The organism is Microcoleus harperi Pol14_C6 (genome assembly GCF_036701295.1).
In the GTDB taxonomy this organism is placed as follows: domain Bacteria; phylum Cyanobacteriota; class Cyanobacteriia; order Cyanobacteriales; family Microcoleaceae; genus Microcoleus.
The window spans coordinates 364,127-391,053 of sequence record NZ_JAUBQN010000002.1 but is presented as its reverse complement, the minus strand read 5'-3'; the positions used below and the strand labels follow the sequence as shown (position 1 = coordinate 391,053).

General features: G+C 48.2%; 22 protein-coding genes. 9 read left to right on the top strand and 13 right to left on the bottom strand.

What is annotated here, in order from left to right:
- The 8 genes from QUA27_RS03300 to QUA27_RS03265 form a co-directional block, all read right to left on the bottom strand.
- Positions 1–1,293: serine/threonine protein kinase (locus QUA27_RS03300; protein WP_333066308.1), on the bottom strand; the 1,293-nt coding region annotated here is incomplete at its 3' end.
- Positions 1,294–1,718: 425 nt separating this feature from the next.
- Complete coding sequence (gene cydB / locus QUA27_RS03295; protein WP_333066307.1) at positions 1,719–2,732, bottom strand: cytochrome d ubiquinol oxidase subunit II; 1,014 nt, start codon at positions 2,730–2,732, stop codon at positions 1,719–1,721.
- A gap of 8 nt (positions 2,733–2,740) precedes the next feature.
- Positions 2,741–4,183, bottom strand: coding sequence for a cytochrome ubiquinol oxidase subunit I (locus QUA27_RS03290; RefSeq protein ID WP_333066306.1), 1,443 nt, complete (start codon positions 4,181–4,183; stop codon positions 2,741–2,743).
- Positions 4,184–4,588: 405 nt separating this feature from the next.
- On the bottom strand, positions 4,589–5,062 hold the full coding sequence (locus QUA27_RS03285; RefSeq protein ID WP_333066305.1) for a hypothetical protein: 474 nt from the start codon (positions 5,060–5,062) through the stop codon (positions 4,589–4,591).
- The gene (locus tag QUA27_RS03280) at positions 5,037–6,242 is read right to left on the bottom strand and encodes an urease accessory protein UreH domain-containing protein (protein ID WP_333066303.1); all 1,206 of its coding nucleotides are present in this window, start codon (positions 6,240–6,242) and stop codon (positions 5,037–5,039) included. Before QUA27_RS03280 ends, QUA27_RS03285 begins: the two co-directional genes overlap by 26 nt.
- A 195-nt stretch (positions 6,243–6,437) precedes the next feature.
- Positions 6,438–7,505, bottom strand: coding sequence for an LOG family protein (locus tag QUA27_RS03275; protein WP_333066302.1), 1,068 nt, complete (start codon positions 7,503–7,505; stop codon positions 6,438–6,440).
- 189 nt (positions 7,506–7,694) lie between these two features.
- Positions 7,695–8,018: a thioredoxin gene (gene trxA, locus QUA27_RS03270; protein ID WP_006631199.1), complete on the bottom strand. Its 324-nt coding sequence runs from the start codon at positions 8,016–8,018 to the stop codon at positions 7,695–7,697.
- A gap of 507 nt (positions 8,019–8,525) precedes the next feature.
- Complete coding sequence (locus tag QUA27_RS03265) at positions 8,526–9,689, bottom strand: GuaB3 family IMP dehydrogenase-related protein (RefSeq protein ID WP_333066301.1); 1,164 nt, start codon at positions 9,687–9,689, stop codon at positions 8,526–8,528.
- Positions 9,690–9,811: 122 nt separating this feature from the next.
- On the opposite strand from QUA27_RS03265, the gene QUA27_RS03260 reads away from it, so the two are divergent.
- Positions 9,812–11,020, top strand: coding sequence for a lipid-A-disaccharide synthase-related protein (locus QUA27_RS03260; protein ID WP_333066300.1), 1,209 nt, complete (start codon positions 9,812–9,814; stop codon positions 11,018–11,020).
- 264 nt (positions 11,021–11,284) lie between these two features.
- Here QUA27_RS03260 and QUA27_RS03255 read toward each other — a convergent pair whose 3' ends face one another.
- Complete coding sequence (locus QUA27_RS03255) at positions 11,285–11,917, bottom strand: polysaccharide deacetylase family protein (protein WP_333066299.1); 633 nt, start codon at positions 11,915–11,917, stop codon at positions 11,285–11,287.
- 28 nt (positions 11,918–11,945) lie between these two features.
- Here QUA27_RS03255 and QUA27_RS03250 point away from each other — a divergent pair, with 28 nt between their 5' ends.
- Together QUA27_RS03250 and QUA27_RS03245 are read left to right on the top strand one after the other, a co-directional pair.
- Positions 11,946–12,290: a hypothetical protein gene (locus QUA27_RS03250; RefSeq protein WP_333066298.1), complete on the top strand. Its 345-nt coding sequence runs from the start codon at positions 11,946–11,948 to the stop codon at positions 12,288–12,290.
- Positions 12,291–12,314: 24 nt separating this feature from the next.
- Positions 12,315–12,482 carry a hypothetical protein gene (locus QUA27_RS03245; protein ID WP_333066297.1) on the top strand — a complete coding sequence of 56 codons (168 nt, stop codon included), beginning with the start codon at positions 12,315–12,317 and terminating at the stop codon, positions 12,480–12,482.
- A gap of 28 nt (positions 12,483–12,510) precedes the next feature.
- On the opposite strand, the gene QUA27_RS03240 is transcribed toward QUA27_RS03245, so the two are convergent.
- The 3 genes from QUA27_RS03240 to QUA27_RS03230 form a co-directional block, all read right to left on the bottom strand.
- Complete coding sequence (locus tag QUA27_RS03240; RefSeq protein ID WP_333066296.1) at positions 12,511–12,693, bottom strand: NfeD family protein; 183 nt, start codon at positions 12,691–12,693, stop codon at positions 12,511–12,513.
- A gap of 79 nt (positions 12,694–12,772) precedes the next feature.
- Positions 12,773–12,961, bottom strand: coding sequence for an NfeD family protein (locus tag QUA27_RS03235; RefSeq protein ID WP_333066295.1), 189 nt, complete (start codon positions 12,959–12,961; stop codon positions 12,773–12,775).
- A gap of 29 nt (positions 12,962–12,990) precedes the next feature.
- Entirely contained in the window at positions 12,991–13,197 is a 207-nt protein-coding gene (locus tag QUA27_RS03230) for an NfeD family protein (RefSeq protein ID WP_333036967.1), read from the bottom strand.
- A gap of 214 nt (positions 13,198–13,411) precedes the next feature.
- Between QUA27_RS03230 and QUA27_RS03225 the strand changes: the two genes are divergently transcribed.
- The 3 genes from QUA27_RS03225 to rodA all read left to right on the top strand — a co-directional run bounded on the left by QUA27_RS03225 (position 13,412) and on the right by rodA (position 17,751).
- The gene (locus tag QUA27_RS03225) at positions 13,412–15,823 is read left to right on the top strand and encodes a tetratricopeptide repeat protein (RefSeq protein WP_333066293.1); all 2,412 of its coding nucleotides are present in this window, start codon (positions 13,412–13,414) and stop codon (positions 15,821–15,823) included.
- 61 nt (positions 15,824–15,884) lie between these two features.
- Positions 15,885–16,232: a VOC family protein gene (locus QUA27_RS03220; protein WP_333066292.1), complete on the top strand. Its 348-nt coding sequence runs from the start codon at positions 15,885–15,887 to the stop codon at positions 16,230–16,232.
- A gap of 259 nt (positions 16,233–16,491) precedes the next feature.
- Entirely contained in the window at positions 16,492–17,751 is a 1,260-nt protein-coding gene (gene rodA / locus QUA27_RS03215) for a rod shape-determining protein RodA (protein ID WP_333066291.1), read from the top strand.
- Between the two features lie 505 nt (positions 17,752–18,256).
- On the opposite strand, the gene QUA27_RS03210 is transcribed toward rodA, so the two are convergent.
- Positions 18,257–19,627: a proton extrusion protein PcxA gene (locus QUA27_RS03210; protein WP_333066290.1), complete on the bottom strand. Its 1,371-nt coding sequence runs from the start codon at positions 19,625–19,627 to the stop codon at positions 18,257–18,259.
- A gap of 52 nt (positions 19,628–19,679) precedes the next feature.
- Here QUA27_RS03210 and QUA27_RS03205 point away from each other — a divergent pair, with 52 nt between their 5' ends.
- From QUA27_RS03205 to QUA27_RS03195, 3 genes are all read left to right on the top strand, one after another.
- A complete protein-coding gene (locus tag QUA27_RS03205; protein WP_333066289.1) occupies positions 19,680–21,890 on the top strand; it encodes a recombinase family protein in 2,211 nt (736 codons plus the stop codon).
- A gap of 380 nt (positions 21,891–22,270) precedes the next feature.
- Positions 22,271–25,570: an Ig-like domain-containing protein gene (locus QUA27_RS03200; RefSeq protein WP_333066288.1), complete on the top strand. Its 3,300-nt coding sequence runs from the start codon at positions 22,271–22,273 to the stop codon at positions 25,568–25,570.
- A 34-nt stretch (positions 25,571–25,604) separates the two neighbouring features.
- Positions 25,605–26,927: calcium-binding protein (locus QUA27_RS03195; protein ID WP_510175254.1), on the top strand; the 1,323-nt coding region annotated here is incomplete at its 3' end.

Genomic DNA, 26,927 nt, shown 5'->3' with positions numbered 1-26,927 from the left:
TTGAGCGCCAATTATGCCTTCTAACTCAGGAATCACATCAATCAAGACTTGTCCGTTGTCTCCCACTGCTGCTAAAACCTGGGTTTTCCATCTTTGCAATTGGGTATCCGATTCTGATAGCAATTGACCCATTAAGTCGCGGAATGCTTGCACAAAGGCGCTGAAGGGAATGTTGCGTTGAAATTGATCGTATTTGCCTTTGATAAAATAACCGCGCTGACGGACAATGGGTTTATGAACTTCATTGACAACGGCGGTTTTCCCAATTCCCGAAAAACCTGCTACTAGCATCATTTCGGTGCTACCTGTGCTGATTCGCTCAAAGGCAGCTAATAGGTGATTAACTTCTTTTTCTCGGCCGTAGAGCTTTTCGGAGATAGTAAAGCGATCGCTAATATCTCGCTTTCCGAGTTCAAAATATTCTATCTTGCCTGTTTTTTGTAACTGAACTAAACAAATCTCTAAATCCTGCTTGAGTCCTAATGCACTCTGATAGCGTTTTTCGGCATTTTTGGCCATCAGCTTACTAACAAGTTGCGATAAAATTAGGGGTATCTCTAGATTTATTTGATGGATCGGTTTCGACGGTGTGGCGAGATGAAAATGCACCAATTTCATCGGATCATCCGAGATAAATGGCAACTTTCCTGTCAACAATTCATAAAAAGTCACACCCAGGGAATAAAAGTCACTCCGATAGTCAATGCCTCGATTCATCCGTCCTGTTTGTTCGGGAGAGAGATAGGCTAATGTTCCTTCTAAGATATTAGGATTCTGTATTTCTTGGGTTTCTCGTGGTAGAAGGGAGGCAATACTAAAGTCAATTAGTTGAATTTGTTTGGTGTCTGGATTAATGAGAATATTAGCGGGTTTAATATCTTTGTGAATGACTCGCTTTTGGTAGAGATAGTGGATAATGTCTGTTAGTTGTATGGCGAGTGGGAGAAATTCTGCTAAAGGTAAAACTTGAGATGATTCGGTTTCATTTGTTGCGGTTTTGAGATAAGTAGATAGGGAGACTCCGCCAAAGTCCTCCATTACTAGGACATAGCTATTCTGGTATACTTCCAGCGTCAGGGGTTTGACGAGGTGAGGGAAGTCGAGATTTTTGGCAATGGTATATTGGTTGCGAAACTGGACGATCTCGTTGAAGGTGGGATATTTGTTTCGCAGCAGTTTGACGACGACTGGGTATTGGTCACGGGTACGGATCCCTCGATAGACTAAGGTACGTGTACCTACATAAAGTTTCTCTGTAATCTCATAACCTGAAAAATTTGCGATCGCATCCATAACTTATTGAGCCTTTATTATAAAAAAGTTAAATTAAAACCTTCTATTCCATTGTATTTTATTCTTTGACAAAGATAGCGATCGCAAACTCTGCACCCTCGCTAGGTACAGAATTAACTGTAATTTTTTCTCTATGTTTATCAAATATTATTTGACAATCAAGCAATTTGGTGACAATCCCCCGGACTCATCCGTGAGTTCAATCTCAAATCTCAAATCGCATGAGGTGCGATCGCTCATTGTCAACCAGTTTTTTCCCTATTCTGCACTATTGGCTATGGTATGTATAGTATGGTTTCGTAAGTTGTGATGGTATCATAAAACAATAATTTGTAATTTTTAACCGCAAATATACGCAGATCAACCAGTATATAAACTTGATACTATCTGCGTATATTTGCCTGCATCTGGGGTTGTATTATGCTTTACTCGCCGTAGTGGCCGCCGACTACCTTACCCCGAAACACAACATAATTGTAGATGTTGTAAAAAATCATAATCGGGAGCAGAACGCCCATAAACACAATCATAAATACCAGGGCGCTGGGCGAAGCTGCGGCTTGGTAAATCGTGATTTGTGAGGGAATAATGTAGGGAAAAACAATCAATCCCAAGCCGATGAAAGTAAGCAAGAAAATCAGAATCGTCCAGATAAACGGCGTGCGTTCTTCTTTACTTGCTAGACTTTTCAGCAGCAGTCCTACCAACAGCACTCCAAGCAAAGGAATCGCGGCAAAGACATAAACTAGCGGTTTCTCAAACAACCGGGCTCTAGCACTTTCGTAAAAAATCGGAGTGGCGATCGTAATTAAAACTGCTCCGATTAAAGTCGTCACTGCCGCAATTTTAGCCGTGCGATAGTGATTTGTTTGCAGTTCGCCCTCGGTTTTCATAATTAGATAAGTTGAACCGATCAAAACATAGCCTTGAATCAGCGTCAAAGCAACCAAGATCGATCGCCAATCCAGCCAATCCCAAGTAGAACCTACAAAGTGACCGGCTTCATCAACCGCAATGCCTTCGAGTACCGCACCGAGGGCAAATCCTTGAGCTAAAGCTGCTAAAAAACTGCCAGCACCAAAGGCATAATTCCAGAATAATTTGCGATTAGAATGCTCGCGAAATTCAAAGGCTACAGCCCGAAATATCAAACCAAAAAGCATCATGCAAATCGGTATGTACAGCGCTGTCAAAATCGTACCGTAAGCGAGGGGAAATGCGCCAAACAGAGCGCCTCCCATCAACACCAGCCAAGTTTCGTTAGCATCCCAAACGTTGCCCAAACTCGTCATTAAAATGCCCCTGCGCTCCTCGTCATCAGCAGTCAGAGACAGGATTCCTACTCCTAAATCAAAACCGTCTAGCATGACATATAGCAGTAGAAACAAAGCCAAAACTACAAACCAAACTTGTGGGAGAAAATGCTCCAAAGCTTGCATAAAATCTCCTATTGTTGTGCTTCTACGGGACGTTGATCGGGAATGTGTTCTGCAGGTTGACTTTCGATTGCAGGTTCATTGTCTAAACCTGGCACAGGCAGACTTAAATTAGGGCCTGTGCGGATAATTCGGCTGCCAAAATACAAGGCACAAACAAACAAAAAGCTGTAAACAACGGCAAAGAAACTCAGAGAAGTTAAAACATTGCTGGCGGGGATGTTTGACACCGCATCAGCAGTGCGAATTTGCCCGTATAAAGCCCACGGTTGTCTGCCGACACAGCGGACAATCCAACCGGATTCTACAGCAATATACCCCAGGGGAGCAGCTAATACCCAAGCGCGCATCAGCCAAGGTTGACTACTAATATTTTCAGCAGAAAGTTTGCCTCGCAGCCACTGAATTATACTGAACAGCATCAATCCTAAAAAGAAGAATCCAATCCCGGACATTATGCGAAAACAATAGTAGATTAGACCCACCATCCGCGGTCTATCTTCTGGTTTCCATTCCTTTAAACCTAGTACCGGCTCCGAGAGATTTTGTTTGAATTCCAGAATGTATCCTAAGCCCTTGGGAATGCTAATTTCCCAGTCATTTTTTTGGGCTTTTTCATTAGGCAAAGCTAGCAAAGTCCAATCTGCGGACTTTCCCGCTGGTGAAGTTTCCCACTTAGCTTCGATTGCTGCTAATTTAGTGGGTTGATAGTGATAAACTTGTTCGGCACTCAAATGTCCGATGTATATTTGCAAAGGTGCAACGGCGATTGCTGTCGCTATGGCAATTTTTAAAGACTTGGAAAAAAACGCTTGGTTGCGCTTATTGAGAATGTACCAAGCGCTAATCCCGCCAATGACAAACAGCGAAGTTTCTAACGTCGCAAAAAACATATGAAGAATGCTGTTTAATGCGAACGGGTTCATAATTGCTTGAAAGTAATCGCTGACCATAAACTTGCCATTGACCATTTCTCCGCCCGCAGGAGTTTGCAGCCAAGAGTTAGCGACTAAAATCCAGACTGTGGATAGGTTAGCGCCGAAGGCTACCATGATTGTAGCGAAATAATGGACGATCGGGTGAACGCGCTCCCAACCAAACAGCATAATTCCTAAAAAGCCGGCTTCTAGCATAAATGCCATTGAAGCTTCAAAGCCCAAAATGCTGCCAAAAAAGTCACCAACCGCTTCCGAAAATGGTGCCCAATTCGTGCCAAACTGAAATTCCATCGGAATTCCTGAAGCTACTCCAATACCGAAGTTAAGGACGTAGAGTTTAGACCAAAAACGAGCGTGATGGTAGTAGTCGGGATTGCGAGTTTTTAGCCACATTCCTTCAACAATTACCAGATAAATCCCCATTCCAGTTGTCAAAACTGGCCACAGCATATGGAATATGGCGGTTAGCGCAAATTGCATCCGCGATAGGGCCACGGTGTTAGATAAGATATCCATCGTTATATCCTTTGGTCAGTTCAAGAGACGTTAGCTTGCACAAATCTCATAATGGACACTGACAAGGTAACGCAGAAATTTACTTAGTGCAGAATGCAGTGACTTATCTTTATTAAAAATTAAGATTTGCTGTTTGAAGGAAGAAGGAAGAAGCCAAGCGCAATAAAATCAATAACATCAATAGTTTCAGCAATTAAGTACGTCCTAAGCCTCTTGGTAGTTGCTCTAATAGTAATTTAACTCAATTATAGGTAGCGTGTCACCTTTAACTTAAAATCCTTAACTTAAAATAGAAAACTTGCTCTCAATCTTCCTCTTCTTTTCTCCCCTCGGCGCTCTCGGATCTCTCGGCAGTTAATTTACATAAAATCTCTCCACAATCAGTCATCAAACTCTCAAATGGTATTACCTAACGGTGACAGTGTAACTCAGTTTAAACGGTTGAAAATTAGCTTGTTTTTTGGCGGTTCCGCTCAAGTCAAGCTGGTAAATGCCAGCCTTGGGAAACACGATATCAGCTCCGGGAATCCCTTGATATTTCTCTGCTGATATGGCTTTTAAAGGCGGCTGCATCAGTGACTTATCCCCTTCTTTGCGCTCTTTTGGATAAACCGCTAATTTGCAATTGCACTGCTCTAAGGGGATAATTTTGCCGCCCCGGCGAGTCAGCGCAAACCACACTCTCGCAGACTGTCCGGCGCGGGGGTTGTGGTTTGGTTCTAGGTGAAAGGTAGCGGCTACATCTCCCGATACTTCGACTTGGTGCGCCCAAACTGAAATTGAGTTTAACTGCGGCGCAGTGGGAATTGCTGCTTCAATTAGCAATCCCAAAAAAACTAACAATCCTAAACTTTTACTTTTGTTTGACAGGCGAAACATAGAACTTCTCTAGTGATAAAATTGACCAAAAAAAGCGCGATCGCACTAGCAAGACGCCCAGGGCAATTATACCCAACAGCAGCGCCCCCAATTGATTAACCGCCGTCGATTCAAAGCCGCCGAGATAGTGGGAACCGATGAGTGTTGCGTGTACAGCGCACAACAGGAAAGCTGGAACGCTTAACAGGTGAAGCATTCGCCACAGTTGGCCTAAATAATTTTGAATACGATCGCAACTTGTAACCGCCGCCGGCAACATCAACAGCAGCGACAGCATCCCAGTCGCCATTCCCAACTGATGCTGCGGCAACATAAAAGATAGCGCGTCAAAATTCCATTTCAGCGTATGGTCCAGCATATGAAACGTGTGGGCGACTGCTAGGACAAACGCGCCCACACCCAAGACGCGGCGATAGCGCAACAGTTGCGGCAAAAACTTGCTAACCGGACGCGCCAACAGTGCTAGCATCAAGCACAGCAGCGCTGCGTGGCCCGTAAAATCGACCATTTCATCGGTTCGCAGCAAGGTAAGAATTCCGATCGCCACCGTCACCCAGCCACCCGCACGAAACAGTTGACTGCGCTTGTCCGCGCTCAATCTGCCAGCAAAAAAACTCACTCCCAGCATAGTTGGCAGCGTGCCGAGTCCAAAAGCCAGCATCGTCGCCGCACCCAAAACCGGGTTTCCGGTTTCCGCCGCCTTAATCTGGGCTGCGTAGAGGAAACCGCAGGGAATCAAACCCCAAAGCAAACCCAAAGCAATCGGCACCCACCACTTTTTTTGTGCCGAAAGCTTGCTCATTGCTTGTCCGACTCGATCGTGCGACATTGGGTGCAGCAGTGGCAATCTGGGCAGCAAGTTCGGTTTAATTTGCCCTACTCCGAACCAAATCAGCATCGTGCCCGTTAGAAGTGCGATCGCCCGCCGCAATTCGCTACCCGTACCTGCCAAAAGTCCACCAGCAATTAACACCGAACCCAGTCCGCCAATTGCAGCACCAACCAAAGCGTAAGCAGCAATTCTCCCGAAATTTAGCAGCAAATAAAAGCGGAAAGCAGCTAATTTATCGTTGCGGGAATTAGAAAGAGAAAACGCCATTGTCAGGGGGCCGCACATCCCAGCGCAGTGACCGAAACTGCCGAGAAATCCCAAAATTGCAATTAGCAGCAGGTCTAGCATTTTGCTGTTTTTTTCCCAAACAACGCCATCAATGTATTGACAATATTTTCTTTTGTTCTTGGACGCTTTGTTCTGTACTTTTTACAAAAACTTATCTTAGCCGATCGCTTTTGCCAAAATATCAGTTGTTAAACTTCTCTCTATTCTCACCCATATTTAAAAGGACTAATGACTGATAACTCTGATAATTAATAACTACTTTTTTTCTGGATGAGCCGCCGCCGGCGAAGCTGCACCCATTTGATTAATAGCAGCAATTAGCTGGTAAAGTCGCCCTAAATCCCGCTGGTTGAAATGCAAAACTAGGCGTGGCAGATCGAAAGTTGCATCTCCAATTTCCGGCGACAAAGCTTGACTTTTTTCAATTTTCCCGGTGACAACTATATCGCTAAAATCAGTATTTAGCCGATCGACATTATCATCAGAAAGCTCTGTTTTCAAGCGAATTACCAGTTTTTCGCGCACGTAGCGGCAGGAGTGATAAACCAGATAAAAACTACCGATAACCTCGCAAGCGACATTTATATCGTCAGTAATCGTATACAGGCTGCGATCGTCGGCTGAAATCAAACCGCGGGCCCGCAATTGTTTTTGCACAAAATAATTCCAATCGTGCCAATAATCTCCTCCCGGTCGATCGATCAATACCACAGGAGCCGGCCCGAACTTGCCAGTTTGAGTCAAAGTCAGACACTCAAAAGCCTCGTCCAGAGTGCCGAAACCGCCCGGAAACAGAGCCAAAGCATCGCTCTCCCGGAGAAAAAATAACTTGCGAGTGAAAAAATATTTAAAATTGAGCAATTTGGGATCGCCCGCAATGAAAGGATTAGAACTCTGCTCGAAAGGTAACTGAATGTTCAGCCCAAAAGAACGTTCCGCAGTCGCCCCCTCGTTCCCCGCCTGCATAATTCCCCCGCCGCCGCCAGTAATCACCATAAACCCCTGCTGGGCGATCGCGCGCGCAAAGTCTCTAGCCATCAAATATTCTGCCGATTGCGGTGACACCCTCGCCGAACCAAAAATCACAATTTTGCGAACGTGGCGGTAAGGATAAAACAGCTCAAAAGCGCTCTCCATATCTCGGAGCGCCGCCGCAATAATCTTCAAGTCTAGGCGATCGAGATCCTCTCTGGCCATTTGCACTATAGTAGAGAGCGATCGTTCGATCCACTCAGAGTGCTTCAACATTGGCAAGCGATCGAGCAAATCCATCACTTCAGCTTGGAGGGACTCAAAACCTTGACCAGACCCAGAACGAATCATGAATTTTTCCGAAACGATAACAAATTGTCTCTACTAAAAATTAAGGGGCAAGCCAAAGTTATAAGCTAATAGCCACCAGCAAATTGCCGTGCTGGCCACTAATAACTTTTCCCGTAGCTTTGCCCCGGTTCTGAAGCGAGTGAGCTTTCGCGGTCCAAAAAGAACAGCGCGAAACCGCTCGCAGTTGGGTTAAATGTACTTTTCCAGAGTGTTGGCCAGAGTAGTTTTCGGAACTGCCCCAACAACCATATCCACACGTTGACCGCCCTTAAATATCATCAGCGTCGGAATGCTGCGGATACCGTATTGGCTGGCCACGTTAGGATTCTCGTCGGTATTAACTTTTACTACCTTGACCTGCCCTTCATATTGCTGGGCAATTTCGTCTACGACGGGCGCCACCATCCGACAGGGCCCGCACCAGGGAGCCCAAAAATCCACTAGAACTGGAACTTCGCTATCGAGCACTTCCTGCTTAAAGGTAGAGTCGGTTACTTGCGCGGCTGCTGACATCCCTAGCCATCCTTGTAAATACTATTTCTCGGATAACAAGTCTAGCAAAAAATGTAACCACTTGCGTCAACGATTTTAACAGAACGCTTCTGAAGGAAGAAGGAAGACGGTAGAAGGAAGAGGGAAGCCGGTAGAAGGAAGAAGGCGCAAGGTTTCTGAACGAACAAGGCACTGATGTTTCCGAAGGCACTGATGTTTCCGAAGGCAGAATGCACTTATGTAGAAAAAAATTTTCCCAGTCCCAGACTCTCCCACTCTCCCACTCTTCCCCTCTCCGGAGCTAAAAGCCTCAGTTCTGTATCTAGTAAACAAGAGCCAAGATTTCCGTCAAAAAAGGAACCGCCCGAACAGTAGTCCGGGCGGAGTGTGGTGTGAGGAGTGAACGGAAACATGCGTCTCCGCTTCTTCTATTGTGACATCTCCTTCTCGATAATTCCACAATATTCTGTAAATTTCGAGACTCTTGAACAAATTTTGTCAAGGTATGCTGGTATTTGATCGGTAAATCTACTTACCCATGCCCAACTGCTGAGCTTTTTGATAGACTTTACCCTCAGTCAGCAGAGAAGGAGCAATTACCACTTCCACTTGCTGCATCTCCTTAATATCCTTAGCGCCCAAGGTACCCATGCTAGTTTTCAGAGCTCCGAGCAAGTTGTGCGTACCGTCATCTAGCACCGCAGGCCCCCGCAAAATTTGCTCCACAGTACCCGTAGTCCCCACGCGAATGCGAGTGCCGCGCGGCAAAACCGGGCTGGGAGTCGCCATCCCCCAGTGAAAGCCCCGGCCCGGAGCTTCGGCGGCCCTGGCAAAAGGTGAACCAATCATCACTCCATCGGCACCACAGGCAATGCACTTGCAGATATCGCCGCCAGTAATTAAACCGCCGTCAGCAATCACCGACACATATTTGCCAGTTTCGCGGTAGTAGTCGTCCCGCGCAGCGGCGCAGTCTGCTACCGCTGTGGCTTGAGGAACGCCGACACCCAATACGCCCCTAGATGTGCAAGCAGCCCCCGGCCCAATGCCCACGAGAATGCCCGCAGCTCCAGTTTTCATTAAATTCAGGGCGACTTCGTAGGTCACGCAGTTACCCAGAATTACTGGTATCGGCATCTCTTGACAGAATTGAGTCAAATCTAAAGATGAGATTGATTCAGGGGAAAGGAAAGCTGTCGATACTACAGTTGCTTGGACAAAAAATATATCGGCTCCCGATTCAGCAACCGCCCGGCCGTATTTGCTCGCGCCGGCCGGTGTACCGCTAACGGCAGCAATCCCTCCTCCAGCTTTAATTTCTTTAATTCTGAGCTCGATTAATTCTGGCTTGATGGGTTCGGCATAAAGTTCCTGCATCAGGGAAACAAATTCGTGATTCCCCACACTGGCGATGCGCTCTAATATTGGCTGGGGGTCGGCATAGCGGGTTTGAATTCCTTCTAGGTTGAGCACGCCCATTGCTCCCAATTCCGACAGCAAAATGGCCATGCGGACATCGACTACTCCATCCATGGCGCTGGCGATGATCGGGATTTCTCGATCGATCCCGCCAATCTGCCACTTGGTATCTGCCAAACTCGGATCGAGGGTGCGCTGTCCGGGTACAAGCGCAATTTCATCTATGCCGTAAGCTCTGCGAGCGCTTTTGCCCCGCCCAATTTCAATATTCACGCTGTTTCACTTCCACAATGTATTTAAATTAGACTAACAAAAAGTTAGCCCGCCCGAGTTTAGCTATCGCACGGCTGTCTTTAAAAAAAGCTCGGCACTGATTCTGATTGTATTCCGATTATATGAAATCTAAGAGGATACTTTTCCTCAGCAACGGCCACGGGGAAGACTCGATTAACTGTCAAATTCTCAAAGCTTTAAGAGTATCTGGCGCGGATTTTGATGTTTCGGCAATCCCGATTGTAGGTGACGGGGCTGCTTACCGCCGATCGACCGTGCCCATTATTGGGCCCACCAGTCAAATGCCGTCTGGGGGAGTTTTTTACATGAACCCCCTGTTTTTCCTCAAAGATATTGGGGCGGGGCTGATTGCTTTGACTTGGCAGCAATTGCAGGCTGTTTGGAGGCATTCGCGCCACTGCGATTTGGTGGTGGCAACTGGGGATATTGTCGCTGCGGCGATCGCCCATGCCAGCAACCGCCCCTATATAATTTTTCTATCGGCCCATTCTAGTTATTACGAGGGGCGAGTCGATTTGGGTTTAATCTTGTGGCAGTTGCTTTGCTCCGAGAAATGTCAGGCGGTTTTTACTAGAGATGCTTTGACTGCTGCTGACTTAAACCGACAGGGTTTAAAGAAAGCTCAGTTTGTCGGCAATCCTGTCATGGACAACCTCAATTCTACGGGCAAAGATTTGCAGTTAATACCCGGATTTTGGACGATCGCCCTTCTCCCCGGTTCTCGCCTCCGGGAAGCCACCGACAACCTCGTTTTGCTGCTGGAACTGGTTAAAGAAATTGCTAGTAACTCTACTGTACCAGTGCAGTTTCGGGCAGCTTTAGTTCCGGCTTTGATACCTCAATTAGATGATATTGCGGCGCGCTCTGGATGGCAACACCGATCGGGCAAGCTCATTTTTCCAGCAATCAAACGGTCTTTTAGTGAAGAAAAATTAGTCGAAGTGATGTGCTGGGCCGATGCTTTCGCCGATATTTTGCAGCAGTCTAGTTTAGTAATTGGGATGACTGGAACTGCTGTCGAACAAGCTGTGGGCTTGGGGAAACCTGTAATTGCAGTACCGGGAAACGGCCCTGCCTTTACCTATAGATTTGCGGAGGCTCAAAATCGGCTTTTAGGTGATTCGGTGCAGGTTATTGGCAGACAACCAGCGAATTCTGATATTATCAAGGAAGCTGCTTTGGCAGTCGATCGCACTTTGCAAGATGATAAATATTTAGCCAGTTGCATTCAAAATGGTTTAGAGAGAATGGGGCGATCGGGCGGCAGCATAAAAATTGCTAATTACGTGGCAAACTATCTGGGTTATTGATTGTGGTAGGGTGCGTCAGGTTTTAATTTTTCAATCTACGAAAAGTCTAATTGTGACGCACTATTTATATCGTTTCCGGTTGCATCGGAATAATAAAATCGAGTCAACATTTAACCCTCAACCATTCAGTTTTTCGACCCGGCAGTCAACAGTCAACAGTCAACAGTCATGAGGAGTGCAACCGGAATTGATATTATTTCCTGGTGCGTCAGTATGAGATTGTTGATTTGTCGCAAAAATAATTGTGGCTGACGCACCCTACTGCTATTTCAACAACTCCGAAACTGTTTTAAACTGGTAACCTTTCGACTGCAAATCCTTGACAATCATCTCAGTTGCTGCTACGGTTTTCGAGCGATCGCCCCCGCCGTCGTGCATCACCACAATCGAACCCGATCGCACATTTGCAATCACCCGGTTTGCGATATCTTCTACCGTGTGTGTTTTTTCATAATCTTGAGAATCCACATCCCACATAATCAGTTGTTTGTGCATTTGGGACACCAAATAAGACAAAACTACAAATCGCCGACCCCAAGGCGGCCGAAAACTGATAGTTTCTTGTTTAACGCCCAACTCTTGCAAAAGTTTGTCCGTTTTTTCAATCTCAGACAGCAAAACTTCCCGGGGTTTAAACATCATATCTTTGTGAGAGTAGGAATGGTTTGCCAACTCATCTCCCCTCGCGATAATCATTTTCACGATTTCTGGATGTTTCTCAATATTGCGGCCGATTTCAAAAAAAGTTGCTTTAACTTGATAGCGGTCTAAGATATCTAAAAGCTGACTTGTATAGGGAGGATAGGGCCCGTCGTCGTAGGTGAGGGCAACAACTTTCACTTCGGTATCGGCGCGGTTGATGCCGAAATAATTGTGAAATTTAGTAACTTTAATCAACAGCGATGCTGCGAAAAAGAACGCTATTGTGAAAAGCAGAAACTTTTGTAAATTTTTACCGATTCGCATAGCTGCACGCACTCGATCGAGCATTAAAGTGGATTGCCGTCAGATTACCACAATTTACAGCGGATGGCATGAATATCGATCGCGCTTGTCAAGTCTGCCAAAAAATGCCTGCCATACTGCAGGTGACGAGTTGTTGTTGAGGTTTGACACTACAATATCGCAGCCAAAAGAGGTAACAAGAGCGATCGCGCCTGTAAAGATATTTGAAGAGAAAGCCGCCGAAATGGCAGCGCGATCGCAAATTCCGATATTTCAAGCCATACCCTCCACCAGCAAGGTAATCTTGTCAATTCCCATCGCATAAACCAGTTTCGCCAGTTTAAAACTTATGCCTCGCTTGCACCCAAGCAAGCCACCAACTACTTTGAAAGCAGAACTAGCGGGATTTCTCAGACTGAATTTATTCTACGATCGCTTTTTCCAAATAGCTGACAATCATGATTTTGGGTTCCTAATACTAAGTTTGGCGGAACTTGGAGATGCGACCAACTTATAGCTCGACTCGCTAACTCCTTACTTCCCAACTAGGCTTCAACTATCAGAGTAATGTTGTCAAGTCTCACGACGCGAACAACTTCACCGGGTTGCAAAGTTATTTCTCGAACGCATTTGGCAGGCCACCAACTGCTTTGAAATCGCACGCTGCCGGGCTGATTTGGCTTAATTTCTTCTTCAACGATCGCTCTTTCCAAATGGCTGACAGTCATGATTACTTTCTCCTGATTGTAGGTTGGCCTGAACGTTGGGAGGCTATAAACCTATAGCTAGACTCCCTAACCCATTGATTTATAACGACGCTTCAACTATCAAAGTAATATTGTCAATTCCGACTACGCGAACCACCTCACCAGGTTCAAAAGTCAGGTCTCGATCGCACTTCGCCGGCCACCAACTGTTTTGGAAACGAACGCGACCGGACTCATTAGGTCGAATTTCTTCATCCACGATCGCTTTTTCAGAATTGTCAAAATTCATGATTGCTTGCTCCCGATTGTAGATTTGCCTTAACTTTCAGAATTGATCGCAAACGACGCTGCAACGATCAAAGTAATATTTTCAATTCCCACAACGCGAACCACCTCACCGGGCTCAAAAGTCATGTCTCGATCGCACTTCGCCGGCCACCAACTGTTTTGGAAACGAACCCTGCCGCATTCTTGAGGGCGAATTTGTTCATCCACGATCGCTGTTTCAACATCGTTAATAGACATAGCTGCTTGCTCCTAAATATAAACTCGACTCGATCTGTGTGTAAGTTAGAAGCTTGTATGTCAACTTCCCCTCCACACTCAACAGTATCCCCTGCCAACCTCGGCCGTGTCAGTCGGTAAAAGTCCATACAAGTTCACTGTTTGAGGGTGTAATCGAGTCGGAAAAAGTCTGTTAAAGTTGTGTCAGATGGGTAACGCTAAACCTGGTGACTAAATGGAAGCCGATCGTGCACTGGATTTTACCAACTCGTTACTTGTGGCTCGAAACCTGAAAACTCTCGATAACCTTGACAGCGCGATCTTTCGCGAAGCTTGGCAAGGCGTGCAAGGCAGGACGTACCAACAGGTTGCAGATAGTGAAGGGTATGGAGTAGGGACTGTTAAGGACGCTGCCTCTAATTTGTGGAAGCGACTTTCAGCGCTGTTTGGAGAAGGCGAAAAAGTCAAAAGAGACAACCTTCAAGCGGTTGTAGAGCGGTATTGGCGCAGCTACTCGAAACTTGAACCGCAGTCGGGACAAACTGTTCCGGCCCAAGTATCTCTCGGAGTTGATGCGGATTTGGAAATCGAAAACCCGAATTTTTTGGGCAGAGTCGGGGCGATCGAAGATCTCAATACTCTTGTCGCCCAAGGTGCAAAAGTGATTGTCATCCAAAGTGCCGGCGGTATCGGCAAAACAACTTTGGCCCGACAGTATCTCAAATCTCAAGGGTTCGATCGGGTAATTGAACTGTTGATGGCAAAAGAGACAGAGAACATCACAGCCTTAGAAAGCGCGATCGAAGAATGGCTCAAGCAAGACTTTCAGGAAGAACCAGGGCCAGACTTTGGCGTCACCCTGGGGCGGCTGAAGCGGCAGCTTCAGACTCACAAAGTCGGCGTATTGATTGACAATTTGGAAGCCGCACTCGACGGACAAGGTAAGTTTATTGAACCGCACCGGCTTTACGTAGAACTGTTGCGAGTTTTGGCTGACGCAGCGGTGCAGTCGGTAACGCTGATTACCAGTCGCGATCGACTGTGCGATTCAGATGTAACCGTCGAACACTACTTGCTGCCGGGATTGGAAGTTGAAGTTTGGCGACAGTTTTTTAGCTGCCGCAACATCAATATAGATGATGTCGCCCTCAAGGAAATGCACAAAGTTTACGGCGGCAATGCTAAAGCAATGGGCATTATTTGCGGCACGATCCGAGAAGATTTTGACGGAGATATGGCGGCTTACTGGCTGGAAAACAGCGACCATCCGCTCGTTGAAACAGACTTAAAAAATTTAGTTACCAGTCAATTCAACCGCCTCCTCGAACTCGATTCGGAAGCCTATCAACTCCTCTGTCGCTTGGGCTGTTACCGCTATCAAGACGTGCCGACAGTCCCTACTGACGGACTTTTGTGTTTGCTGTGGGACGTGCCCGAAGCCGGACGCCGACAAATCATTAAATCGCTGTTGCACCGATCGCTAGTCGAGTCTCAGAAGGGCGAATACTGGCTGCATCCAGCAATTCGGGAAGAAGCGGTCGATCGGCTCTCGCCCGGAGACTGGGAAACTGCAAACCGCAAAGCCGCCGAGTTCTGGAGCGAGAGTGTTGAAAATATTGAGACTGTAGAAGATGCGCTGAAAGCTTTTGAAGCTTACTATCATTATGTGGCAATTAGCTGTTTCGAGCAGGCCGCGAGCGTCATCCTCAAAAAAATCAATATCCAGTTTGCCAAAGATTACAAGCTCGGTAGAGCGCTCTACAAATTAGGTTTCTTGCAGCCAATAATTTCAGCAACTAATCGCATCGTCAACAATGTGAGTTCTGATTATTATTTGAGCGGCTTATACAGTATTTTAGGTATTTGTCACCGGATCTTAGGTGAAATAAATCAAGCGATAGAATGCCATCAAATATCAGAAATAAAAGCCACTAAATCTTTGCAAATTCTAGCGAAAAGCGGCGAACCGGAAAACGGCAAACAAGCTACTCTGGAATTCTGGAAAGTTAACGCTGCAATTAATATAGGTTTTTGTCAAATAGAAATGGGCGAATTAGAATCAGCGATGGAGATATTTGTCAAGCTGAAAAATTCGCGGGACGAAATCGGGATTAACAGCTATTCGATCGATGTCGGGTTAGCTTTCCTCAACTCCTGTGTCGGAGACAAAAAAGAGGCGGAAGAGCTCGCCGAAAAACTGTATGCCGATCGGGAAAACAGTCATGTGGTAGGTACGGGATACAAATTAGTTTTTCTCGCCGCCACCTATCAAAACCTGGGAGAGACAGAGAAAGCTTTGAGTTTGTACCGCCAAGCGATCGCCCAGGCCGACCAAAACCAGTACAGCACCATCAAAGCCAAAGCTCTCAGCGGTATAGCAGCGCTGTACCGAGAAGGGGGAGAAATAGACCGAGCCATGCAGCACCATGCACAGGCAATAGAAATACTCGATCGAGCCAGCGCTAAATTAGACCGAGCCGAAGCTTGCTATCAACTAGCACTAACAGAACAAAAACTTGGTAAAATCGAGAAAAGTCAAGAAAATTTTGAGCGCGCCATTCAACAGTTCAGCGAAATGGACGCCAGCAAACAAGTAGAAAAAGTACAGTTAGCCGCGAGTAAAAAAACAGAAAAAATACCTAATTAATCGAGTAAAAAATCAGAAAATAGATACAATAAACGAAAGAACAACCATAAATTTTGTTGACATGAAACTTAAACGATTGGGACACGTAGCCGTCTGCGTGCAAGATATAGAGAAGTCTGCTGAGTTCTACCTAAACTTGGGCATGGAGTTAGTATGGAAAGATGCAGACTGGGCTTATTTGAAAGCAGGAGAGGACGGATTGGCGCTGTTGAGTCCGAGTTATGACCAAGCAGGGCCGCATTTTGGGTTTGTATTTGACGATCGTACCGAGATGGAATCCGCCTACGAACAACTCAAAGTCGATGGTGTTTCCGTCACCCACATTCACGAACACCGCGACGGTACTGCATCCTTCTACGGCAGAGATCCAGATGGGAACGGCTTCGAGTACCTTTACGAACCGGCCTGACGATTCTAGGACTTGTGGATCGCGATCGGGCTAAATCCGCGTAAGGTGCGCGACCGGGCGCACCCTACAGATTAGTGTGTCCGCGCACTCCTAACCCGTTGCTGACGGCCCGGAACATCCCTACAACTCCCCGAATAATGTGAGGTACTCACACCGACGCTTCTAAAGTAAGGTGCAGACTCTGAATCCGAAATATATCCGCAACTTCCGAAAATCGGCTCGATAATCTAAAATCTAAAATCTAAAATCTAAAATCCTCATGTTGCAGAGAATACAAGTCAGAAACCGCTGGAAATCAATTTTCAAACCCTGGGAAGAAGCAGACCCTTGGCTGTTTGGCGCTTGCATCGCCCTTACCATCTTCGGCGGAATCATGATCCGCAGCGTCGAAATCAACCAGGGACTGATCGACTGGTGGCGGCACTGGGTAACTGGTGGAGTCGGTTTGTTCCTCGCCATCATCATTTCCCGCTGTCGCTACCAAATACTGCTTGAGTGGAAATGGCCGATTTACATATTAATCAATTTGTCGCTGATCGCAGTGCGCTTTATCGGTACTACAGGGCTCGGTGCCCAGCGGTGGATCAACATCGGCGGCTTTTACCTGCAACCCTCAGAATTTGCCAAAGTAGGCATGATTGTCACTTTAGCAGCTCTCCTGCACGAGAAGAGTGTCCCCACAGTCCGGGATATGTTGAGGATGCTGGCGATTATGGCTGTACCCTGGGGATTGATCTTTGCCGAACCCAATTTAGGTACTTCCCTAGTGTTCGGCGCGATCACAATGGGGATGTTTTACTGGGGTAATGTCAATCCCGGCTGGCTAATATTGCTATTCTCTCCTCTGATCTCAGTTCTCTTCAATAACCTGTCTACACCGATTTGGATAGCCTGGGTAGTTGTTGCGGGTATTATCGCTTGGCGAACCCTGCCTTGGCCCTGGTTAGGGACTTTCGGTGCTGTGTTGGTGAACGTTGTTTCTGGACACCTCGGACATATTTTTTGGAATGTTCTCAAGGATTATCAAAAAATGCGTTTGACAGGGTTTTTAAACCCCGAAAAAGACCCTTTAGGCAGCGGATATCACTTGATTCAATCTCGGATTGCTATTGGGGCAGGGGAACTGAAGGGCCGGGGTTTGTTTCAGGGAACGCAAACTCAGCTTAACTTTATTCCCGAACAGCATACGGACTTTATCTTTTCAGCTATTGGCGAAGAATTGGGTTTTATTGGCTGTATTGCCGTGTTGTTGATTTTCTGGATAATTTGTTTCCGGTTGGTGACGATCGCTCAAACTGCTAACGATAATTTTGGTTCTTTGCTGGCGATCGGCGTACTGTCAATGTTGATTTTTCAGGTGTTCGTCAATATTGGGATGAACATTGGCTTGGCGCCGGTTACTGGCATTCCACTGCCTTTCCTAAGTTACGGGAATGCGTCGCTGCTGAGTAATTTTCTTGGCCTAGGGCTGGTGGAGGCGGTAGCAAGCCAGCGACAGCGCAAGAAGCGTTGGAATTAGGTCATTGGTAATTGGTAATGAGTTTTGGGAATGCGATCGCTCTTTTGATTTCTTTCGAGAGATTCTGCAGGCGATCGCATTTTTTTGCGATCGACCTAGCCACATCTAAATTTTACGATTCCTGAGCCGAGCCTTGATGACTCTCAAGTTTGATAAAATTCTTGTGGGGTGCGCGCGAAAACCCGCCCAAAAATAAAATTTAGAGGCCCAACAGCTTAAGTATATCAACTTAATTAAACCACTCCTGACGCAAACAATAAATGGTTTTATGCGCTATGAGTAAGCCACTCTGTGTGCAATGGACGCCCTACTGAGGACGTGAGCAATGCCTGAAACCCTTGCTATTATTACATCTTTTTTTCTTCTTCCTGCTTCCTGCTTCCTTCTATCCTTTACATCCGTTACATCCGTTACATAATCGGTTGCCGAACTTCCTGCTTCCTTCTATCCTTTACATCGGTTACATCGGCTACAGAATCCGTTGCCGAACTTCCTTCGCCTCTAATTATTCGTTCATATTCTTGTACGTAGCAACAGCAGAAGGCGAACTCCGGTTTAAATAACGGAATATCCAATACTTAAATACCGTATCCAATATCACTGGAAACGTTGCAATGAACAAAAATATGAACTGCCTATTTTCTGGCAGTCCCAAATGCCTCGATAAACCTTCGAGAATTACTTCCCAACCATGAGGCGAGTGGAATCCGACAAACACATCTGTAAACAAAATAATTACGAAAGCTTTCGCACTGTCGCTGAGGCCGTAAATCACATCGTCCATGAAAGACTTTAAAATCTCAATCTCTTTCTTGTTGGTGACGATAATCAGGCCAAAGGCAATGACTGCAATCAAATCGGCAAAAATATTTTTAATAGCTCCCCCACTTTCAGCGCGGTATTCCTCCGCGAGTTCAACTGCTTTCTCTGAAATCTTCTTTTCCATTTCCTCTAAAGAAAGCGACGGAGCACTGCCTATTAACCTTTCAAATTTCAGGTGCTGCTCAAATCTCTCCAGTTCTTCTAATGCTTCTTCTTCCAGGTTAACATTTATGAAAACTGGGGCATTTTCTTGACCTCTAAAATTGTCAACTATCGGTCCGACTAGAAAGTTTTTGGAGATTTGATTCGTCAACAGCGGAACTAAAATCAAAAGCAAAATAAATCTGAGAGAAATAATTGTTTTTACTTTGGAATTGCGAAAATTTTTGACTACTTCTTTTTCCGCTTCCGGATCTAAATCTTTAGTAATTCGATTCAAAGTTCCCAGAAGCGATCGCGGTAATAAATTCACTTCTTCATAGTTAGTGTCAACCTCACCATCGTGAATTTGAACATAATTAGCTGAGCCTTTATTTTTGGGATCAGGTGGAGAGCTACTATTTGTTGTAGATTTGGGCTGCAGATTTACTGAACTGACAACCGGAACAATTGCCGTGGATCTACTATTATTAATATACTTGTCGATGACTCCATCAATAAACTCTAGCTTCTCAAATATAAGGGAGTCTCTATCTTTATGGTTGAGAGGTGATCCGTGCTGGTGAGGCTCAGCGCTTTGCCCCGTTTTCGATTTGGCCCCCACTCGCTCCGGCAGTTCCAAAAAAGAACGGCTAGCATTAAACTCAACCATTCGGGTTTGGATGACCTTGAGGTATTTTTGCAGCTCGGATTTAAAGTAAGACAGGGTGCTTTGTCCGTAATCTCCCGACGCTCGCTCAGAGATTCCTTGACCGCCAAAATGCTCGTCTTCAATCGCCTTAATTGCTAACGCAGCATCGTAGGCCTGTTCTAGGGCCCTCTCAGGCGTTTCTCGATACCATTGGTTAGCCCTGTATAGATATTTTACAATCCTGTTCCACGAAAAAGTATTCATAGCTAAAGCTTGTTAGTTGGCTGTAGACATTAGTGATTAAAGTATTCATGGTATGGTAACAGATTTACATAAATTGGGAACCGAGGCCTCGGATTCAATTTGGATTGTCGGATCTGCCCGCAGCGGCAAAACCGCTCGTTTAGTCGAGCAGTTCTGCATTTGGAGCAAAACTGTCAAGCCCCTGCCCACAACAGTTTCAGGGCGATCGATCTCCGGGCGGCGGCGGGCTGGACAAACTGCCCCAGCAATTTTAGTCTTAGCAGCTAACGGAGACAACCGGCTAGAATTGGCCGATCGCATCGCCGTCGCTACCGAAGGAAAATATACCTTTCACTCCACAACGCCCTTCGGTTTTTTTGAGCAGGAGGTATTGCTATTTTGGCCCCTGCTAGTTCAGTCGCTGAATTTGAGGGCTCAATTTCCCCTGCGGCTGCAACCTGAAACAGAACTGGAACTTGCCACGAGACTCTGGCGTCGCGAATTAGACGAAGGCATTTTGCAACAAACAGGGGTAAGTCCAAACCGAATGGTGCGTCGAACACTAGACTTATTACAACTTGCTGCTGTCAGCGGTACGCCCAGAGAAGAGATTCCCAGCATTCTGGAACAGGGATTTGCTATCTCAGGCGGCTCGATCAACCTGTGGACTAGCATGGGAGAGTTGCTGGAAAGGTGGCGGGAATGGTGCTTGACGCGGGGGCTCCTGACTTACGGGATTGTTTGCGAACTCTACTGGCGCTATTTGTTGCCGGATGTCAGTTACCAGCAGCATTTGGCCTCTAGATACCAAGCTGTGATCGCAGACGATGTTGACGATTATCCGGCGATAAGTCGCCATCTGTTTGATCGAATGCTCGACCAAGGTGCAGCGGGGGCGTTCTCCTACAATTCAGATGGAGGAGTGCGTTTGGGCTTGGGGGCTGACACGGAATACCTAGCCCGACTCGAAGACCGCTGTCAAAGCGTGGAAAATTTGGACGCAACAGCAGGTTTAGCCCCAGAAATTGGAGATTTAGCGGTAAGTTTAGCAGTTAATTCTGAGGGTTTTTATCCTTTAGGCTTGAGTTTGCCCGGATCGGTTCGATCGCTCCAAACCACTTCCCGGGCTCAACTTCTGCGAGAAACAGCCGAAATCATCGCGGATGCGGTGAAGTCACAAGCCGTGGAACCGCAGGATATCGCTGTAATTGCCCCTGGGATGGATGCGATCGCTCGTTACAGTTTAACGGAAATTCTCGCGCGAGATGGTATCGCCGCCGTATCTCTCAACGATCAGCGCCCCCTCTCGACTACCCCAGAGATTCGAGCTTTACTCACTTTGTTAGCCTTAGTTTATCCGGGACTCGGCCGTTTAGTCGATCGAGACGGCGCCGCCGAAATGCTGGTAGTGTTGGGCAGCCAGAAACACCGTTCATTGGAAGCAGAAGATTCTAACTCGACTTTCAATTTAACATCTCAAATTCACAATCAAAAATCGATCGACCAAGTGAGAGCAGGTTTAATCGCCGATCACTGTTTTCGTCCAAATCTCGATCGACCTCAATTGCTGCCAATTACAGCCTTTCCCCGGTGGGACAGACTGGGACACCGAGCAGCCAGGGCCTACGAGCAGATTGTCGAGTGGATCGAACAACAGCGGTTGCAACAGCAGGAGCGGCTGTTGCCGAGTCCAATTGCGCTGCTCGATCGAGCGATTCAGAAATTTCTCATGAACGACAGATACCTGCCCTACGATCGGCTAGCAGCCCTGCGCGAGTTAATGGAAACCGCCACCCACTACTGGGAAATCAACGGGCGAATGCAGCGCGTAGAACCAACAAACGGCGGCGACTCAGAAACGATCGCCCAGTTCATCCAGTTGTTGCGCCAAGGAACCGTCACCGCCAACCCATTTCCCGTGCGTCCAGAAGGCCCAGCAGCCAGAGCCGTCACCCTCGCCAACATCTTCCAGTACCGCAGCAGCCGCCGCGCCCACAAATGGCATTTTTGGCTGGATGCCGGCTCGCCGCTGTGGCTGAGCGGCGGTGCGGCGACCTTGTTTGGCGCTCCCTTATTTTTGCGATCGCAACAGGGGCGTCCCTGGGAAATCGAAGAGGAAACAGCGGCCGACCAACAGCGGCTGCGGCGAATTCTGCTAGATTTGTTAAGTCGCTGTTCCCTGCTTTACCTTTGCCACAGCGAACTATCCGTCAGTGGACAAGAACAAACCGGGCCACTTCTGCCCCTAATTAACAGCTCTGTTTCTTGTCAGCAGTCAGCATAAGACAGTCGGCTTCTGAAGGCAAGAGGCACAGATGTATTCGTTATTAAACATTCGGAAAGAAAAAATTATGACGGCGAAGATTTTTATTTTTTCTGATTCTGGATAAATACACCGAGTTCACTCCAAGTCTGACTTCTAGGTTATATCTAAATGGCGCGATATTAAAGTATACCCAAGATAGGCAGCAAAACCTGCAATCATTAATATTTTGAGATCAAAAGATGCCCAGCTTAAAAAATATCCATAGCCGTTGCAGTTTTGATTTAGTATGTTAGAAATGATGGGGTTATTAATCAATTTTAAGCCAAATTTGTGGCAACAAACTGATACTAATCAGTTCTTAAAGTTAATCGGGATCGTCGTTTAAAGGAGCCAAAATAATGCCAAGTGCAGTGCCAGTAGTAATTATACCAACACCAACACCAGAACCAACACCAGAACCAGAAACGCCAACACCAGAACCAGAAACGCCAACACCAACACCAGAAACGCCAACACCAACTCCGACGCCGACTCCAACACCAACTCCCTCCGGTGACGACACATTTGGTGGCATAGACGACACATTGGGCGGAGGCCAAGGTACGTCGCCCGGAGTCATCGGCGGCGTAGTTCGTGGCACCGAAACCAACGACTCCTTAGTTGGCAGTCCCGGTCCCGACGTGATTTCCGGGCTGCAAGGCAACGACAACCTGCAAGGGGCCGACGGCGACGATTTAGTATTTGGGGCCGACGATGATGATATGTTGTTCGGCGCGCCCGGCAACGACGTTCTAGACGGCGGTTCAGGACTCGATACCCTGTACGGAGGTAAAGACAACGACTCCCTCGACGGGGGAAATAACCCCGACCAGTTGTATGGCAATGATGGCAACGACACGGTAATCGGAGGCGAAGGCAGAGACACGGCTTACGGCGGCAAAGGCAGCGACAGCTTGCGTGGAGGCTCTGGCGACGATAGCTTTTTGGGCGATCGAGGCGACGACATCCTGTGGGGCGACCAAGGTAACGATTCGCTCTTCGGTGGCGACGGCGAAGACTTGTTATTTGGCAACGAAGGAGGCGACTGGCTCTACGGCAACGCCGGCGGGGATACATTTTTTTCCGGCGACGGCGACGACATAGTATTCGGCGGTGACGGCGACGACATCGTGGACGGCGGTGCTGGCAACGACGTTATTTGGGGCGAAGCAGGCAAAGACGTAGTGGCAGGAGGCGAAGGCAGAGATGTCTTCGTCATCGGTGCCTTCAGTTCCCCCAGCGGCAGCAGCAGCGACGGCACTAACCCGGCATTTCTCACGACAGGCGGCCCAGATCTCGCCGATGCCGACATTTTCACAGACTTTCGCCAAGGCGAAGATTTAATCGGGTTAAGCGGCGACCTCAAGTTTGAAGATTTGGTAATCTTCCAAAGCACCGAGACCAAAGCCGGCAGTACGATTATTCGCAACGGCGTCAGCGGCGACTTTTTAGCAGTATTGCCCGGAGTAGACAGCAGAACCCTAGGGCGAAGCTCATTTGTAATTGCACCCACAGTTCCCGGCAGCGCAACTCCGCTTCCCCTGCCGACGCCGACAACCAGTCCGACACCGACACCGACAGCAAGTCCGACACCAACGCCGACAGCCAGCCCGACACCAACGCCGACAGACAGCCCAACACCAACACCGACCCCGACAACAAGTCCGACACCGACGCCAGACGAGCCGGTGCCGACGTTCCCGACGCCGAATTTCCCGACGCCGACAGCCAGCCCGACGCCGACAACCAGTCCGACGCCGACAACCAGTCCGACGCCCATCTTTAACCAACCTCCAAGAGCAGTTAACGACAACTTCACCACGGTTGCGGGTCAAGAACTCAGTTTCAACGTTCTGTTGAACGACACTGACCAGGAACAAAGCGCTCTGACTGTCACGACTTTTGCTCCAGCAAGCAAAGGGAGTCTGGTTCCCGTGGGCGGCGGCGTATTCAAATACACCCCGAATCCGGGCTTCTCGGGTACAGACAGCTTTAGCTACTCGATCTCAGACGGCAGCGGCGGCACAAGTAAGGCGGTAGTAACCATCAACGTCAGTAGCCCGCCGCAGCTAATAATTAACGACGGTGTGGTGGTTGCCAAAAGTAATCCTACTCAGACAATCACTGCAGCCGATTTGTTAGTTACAGATACCGATAACACGCCGTCGGAAATCGTTTACACGATTACCAAAGCCCCCGACGCTACCAGAGGTTTTGTCCAAAGGGGCACCACCTTTCTCAACGTCGGTGGCAAATTCAGCCAAGACGATATCAACAACAACATCGTCAAATACAACTTGCTGGCGACAGGTGGCAGCGACACTTTCACGTTTACAGCCTCCGACGGGTCTGCAACTATCGGGCCGGCATCCTTCAGCATCACGGTGGTAGATAATATTGTCGATCGCAGCGCACTCCCGGCCAGCAGCTTTACAGGCAGCAACCTCAGCGACTTCATCCTCGGCGGGGCCGGTGACGATACCCTATCTGGGGGCGACGGCAACGATATCATCGACGGCAGTGGCGGCAACGACCTCGAATTCGGTGAAGCAGGCAACGACTCGGTGGTGGGTGCGATCGGCAACGACACCCTTGACGGCGGACTGGGCAACGATACTGTTGACGGCCAAGACGGCATAGACTCGCTGATCGGCGGACTGGGCAACGACCTGATGTTCGGCGGCAATGACAATGACAACCTCTTGGGCGGTGACAACAACGACACCATTGACGGCGGAACAGGCAATGACTCGACGTTGGGAGAATCCGGCGACGACTCGATACTTGGTGGCACCGGGATTGACACCTTACTTGGTGGGATTGGCGACGATTCCCTCGACGGCGGTGCAGGCGACGACATCCTCGACGGTGGACTCGGCAGAAACTTGCTCGACGGCGGTCTCAATAACGATTCCATATCCGGCGGCGACAACGATGACACGATGTTGGGTGGAGGAGGCAACGACACGGGACTCGGAGGGTCGGGCAATGACTACGTGTTGGGCGAGGCCGGCACCGACTCCCTAGACGGCCAAGCGGGCGACGACACTCTCGACGGCGGTGCCGGCAGCGACTGTCTCAGCGGCGCCTTCGGCAATGACTTGGTGTTGGGTGGCGATGACAACGACTCGCTTTCCGGCGGTGCAGGCAATGACATTTTGGGCGGTGGCAACGGTTCTGATTTGCTCACGGGCGATGCTGGTAATGATTTCTTCTACTACGAAACTCCCAGCGAAGGCGTGGACGTGATTGCTGACTTTAACGCTAACGGCAGCGAGACCGACAGATTTTTGTTCAGGTCGTCAAATTTCGCAGGTTTAACCAACTCAGGAACTACTCTCGATTTCACCAGTTTTATCGTCAGGAATATCGGGTCTAGCGGCGACAACATTAGCAAGCAATCAGTCATTTTGTTTGAATCTAAATTTGACAACGCTCAAGCAGTAAATGCAGTGTTGAAGAATCAAAACGGTTCTAGCAAAGCGGGAGCTTTCTTCGTGTACCTGAACAATACTTTTAACAAGTACGTTCTCGGCTTTGACCCAAATGTGGCAGATGACAGTCTCCCAGCTTTTGATTTGGGAGTTTTGAATTCTATTCCTACAGTGCCGGGAGCGCTCAGCACCGTCATTACTGCCTCTGACTTTAAGTTTATTTAGTAGTTTTTGAGTAGCGTCGCAAGGAGGCGGAACAATGCCAAGTGCAGTACCACTAGCTTTTCTCGAAGGGTTGCCAATCTTCGTGTTAGAGGATGAGAACGGCGATAGTTTGGATGGCGGCACGGCGCCGTCGCCTACGCCGTCGGCGGGGACTTCGCCTGCGCCGTCGGCGGGGACTTCGCCTGCGCCGTCGGCGGGGACTTCGCCTGCGCCGTCGGCGGGGACTTCGCCTACGCCGTCGGCGGGGACGGGCCCGGACATTTCGATCACCCCGGTGCCGCGGCCACCTGTGACAGTTCCCACGCCTCCCCCAGAGCCACTTTTTGTCGATGGCTTAGTTGTCGCAAATGACGCCAGTAACTATTTAATCGGCAGCTTGTTCAATGACACGATTTCCGGGGGTGCCGGCGACGACACGCTTCTGAGTCGGGACGGAGACGATCTAGTCAGGGGCGATGACGGTAACGATTCTCTCAATGGCGGCGCTGGTAAAGATATTGTTGAGGGAGGGCGCGGCAATGACACGGCCCGGGGTGGCAAAGACGATGATTTGGTTTCTGGCGACCAAGGCGATGACGTAGCTTTTGGCGACCAGGGCAACGATCTTGTCTTGGGTTCTGAAGGCAACGACACGCTGTACGGCGGTAAAGGCAATGACTGTCTGCGCGGAGGTGGCGAGGACGACCTGATTTTTGGCGACAAGGGCAATGACAGTGTTTTTGGCGACACGGGTAACGACTGCCTCATAGGTGCTGGGGGCAATGATATTTTGTTGGGCGCCGAGGGCGGGGATGTCATCACTGGCGGTGTTGGTAACGATACTGGTGATGGTGGCGAGGGTGATGACCTGCTCTTCGGGGGCGACGGCAATGATTCTTTTTCTGGAGATGCTGGGGATGATATTCTTTCGGGCGATCGCGGATCGGATACTCTGACAGGAGGCGAGGGCTCGGATATTTTTGTTCTCGGTAGGGTGGGCACGTCGCCTGGTGGCAACGGGTTTCTCACTACTGGGGGCCGCGAAATCGGCGATGCTGATGTAATTAGAGATTTTAATGCGGGAGATTCGATCGGTCTAGCTGGAGGTTTGAACTTTACAGAGTTAGAAATTTTCCAAGGTCAAGGCTCGAATTCTAGCAACACGATTATTAGGGACAGGCAAACTGGGGAATTTTTGGCGGTGTTGATTGATGTTCGATCGAACTCGCTAGATGAATCTCGGTTTACTACAGCTCAAATACCGCGCGTAAACGACAATCCCTTCACCATTGAGGGAACAAGTGCTTCTCCGGCACCATCACCGGGTACAAGTGCTTCTCCGACACCATCACCGGGGACAACTCCGAATCCAACTCCG

Bases quoted from the DNA above. Each gene is read 5' to 3' on its own strand.
- QUA27_RS03230 (WP_333036967.1), bottom strand. From the start codon at position 13,197: ATGTCTATTAACGATGTTGAAACAGCGATCGTGGATGAACAAATTCGC.
- QUA27_RS03290 (WP_333066306.1), bottom strand. From the start codon at position 4,183: ATGGATATCTTATCTAACACCGTGGCCCTATCGCGGATGCAATTTGCG.
- trxA (WP_006631199.1), bottom strand. From the start codon at position 8,018: ATGTCAGCAGCCGCGCAAGTAACCGACTCTACCTTTAAGCAGGAAGTG.
- QUA27_RS03245 (WP_333066297.1), top strand. From the start codon at position 12,315: ATGCCTCGCTTGCACCCAAGCAAGCCACCAACTACTTTGAAAGCAGAA.
- rodA (WP_333066291.1), top strand. From the start codon at position 16,492: ATGTTGCAGAGAATACAAGTCAGAAACCGCTGGAAATCAATTTTCAAA.
- QUA27_RS03220 (WP_333066292.1), top strand. From the start codon at position 15,885: ATGAAACTTAAACGATTGGGACACGTAGCCGTCTGCGTGCAAGATATA.
- QUA27_RS03260 (WP_333066300.1), top strand. From the start codon at position 9,812: ATGAAATCTAAGAGGATACTTTTCCTCAGCAACGGCCACGGGGAAGAC.
- QUA27_RS03225 (WP_333066293.1), top strand. From the start codon at position 13,412: ATGGAAGCCGATCGTGCACTGGATTTTACCAACTCGTTACTTGTGGCT.
- cydB (WP_333066307.1), bottom strand. From the start codon at position 2,732: ATGCAAGCTTTGGAGCATTTTCTCCCACAAGTTTGGTTTGTAGTTTTG.
- QUA27_RS03210 (WP_333066290.1), bottom strand. From the start codon at position 19,627: ATGAATACTTTTTCGTGGAACAGGATTGTAAAATATCTATACAGGGCT.
- QUA27_RS03275 (WP_333066302.1), bottom strand. From the start codon at position 7,505: ATGATTCGTTCTGGGTCTGGTCAAGGTTTTGAGTCCCTCCAAGCTGAA.
- QUA27_RS03240 (WP_333066296.1), bottom strand. From the start codon at position 12,693: ATGACTGTCAGCCATTTGGAAAGAGCGATCGTTGAAGAAGAAATTAAG.
- QUA27_RS03235 (WP_333066295.1), bottom strand. From the start codon at position 12,961: ATGAATTTTGACAATTCTGAAAAAGCGATCGTGGATGAAGAAATTCGA.
- QUA27_RS03280 (WP_333066303.1), bottom strand. From the start codon at position 6,242: ATGCTAGACCTGCTGCTAATTGCAATTTTGGGATTTCTCGGCAGTTTC.
- QUA27_RS03205 (WP_333066289.1), top strand. From the start codon at position 19,680: ATGGTAACAGATTTACATAAATTGGGAACCGAGGCCTCGGATTCAATT.
- QUA27_RS03285 (WP_333066305.1), bottom strand. From the start codon at position 5,062: ATGTTTCGCCTGTCAAACAAAAGTAAAAGTTTAGGATTGTTAGTTTTT.
- QUA27_RS03200 (WP_333066288.1), top strand. From the start codon at position 22,271: ATGCCAAGTGCAGTGCCAGTAGTAATTATACCAACACCAACACCAGAA.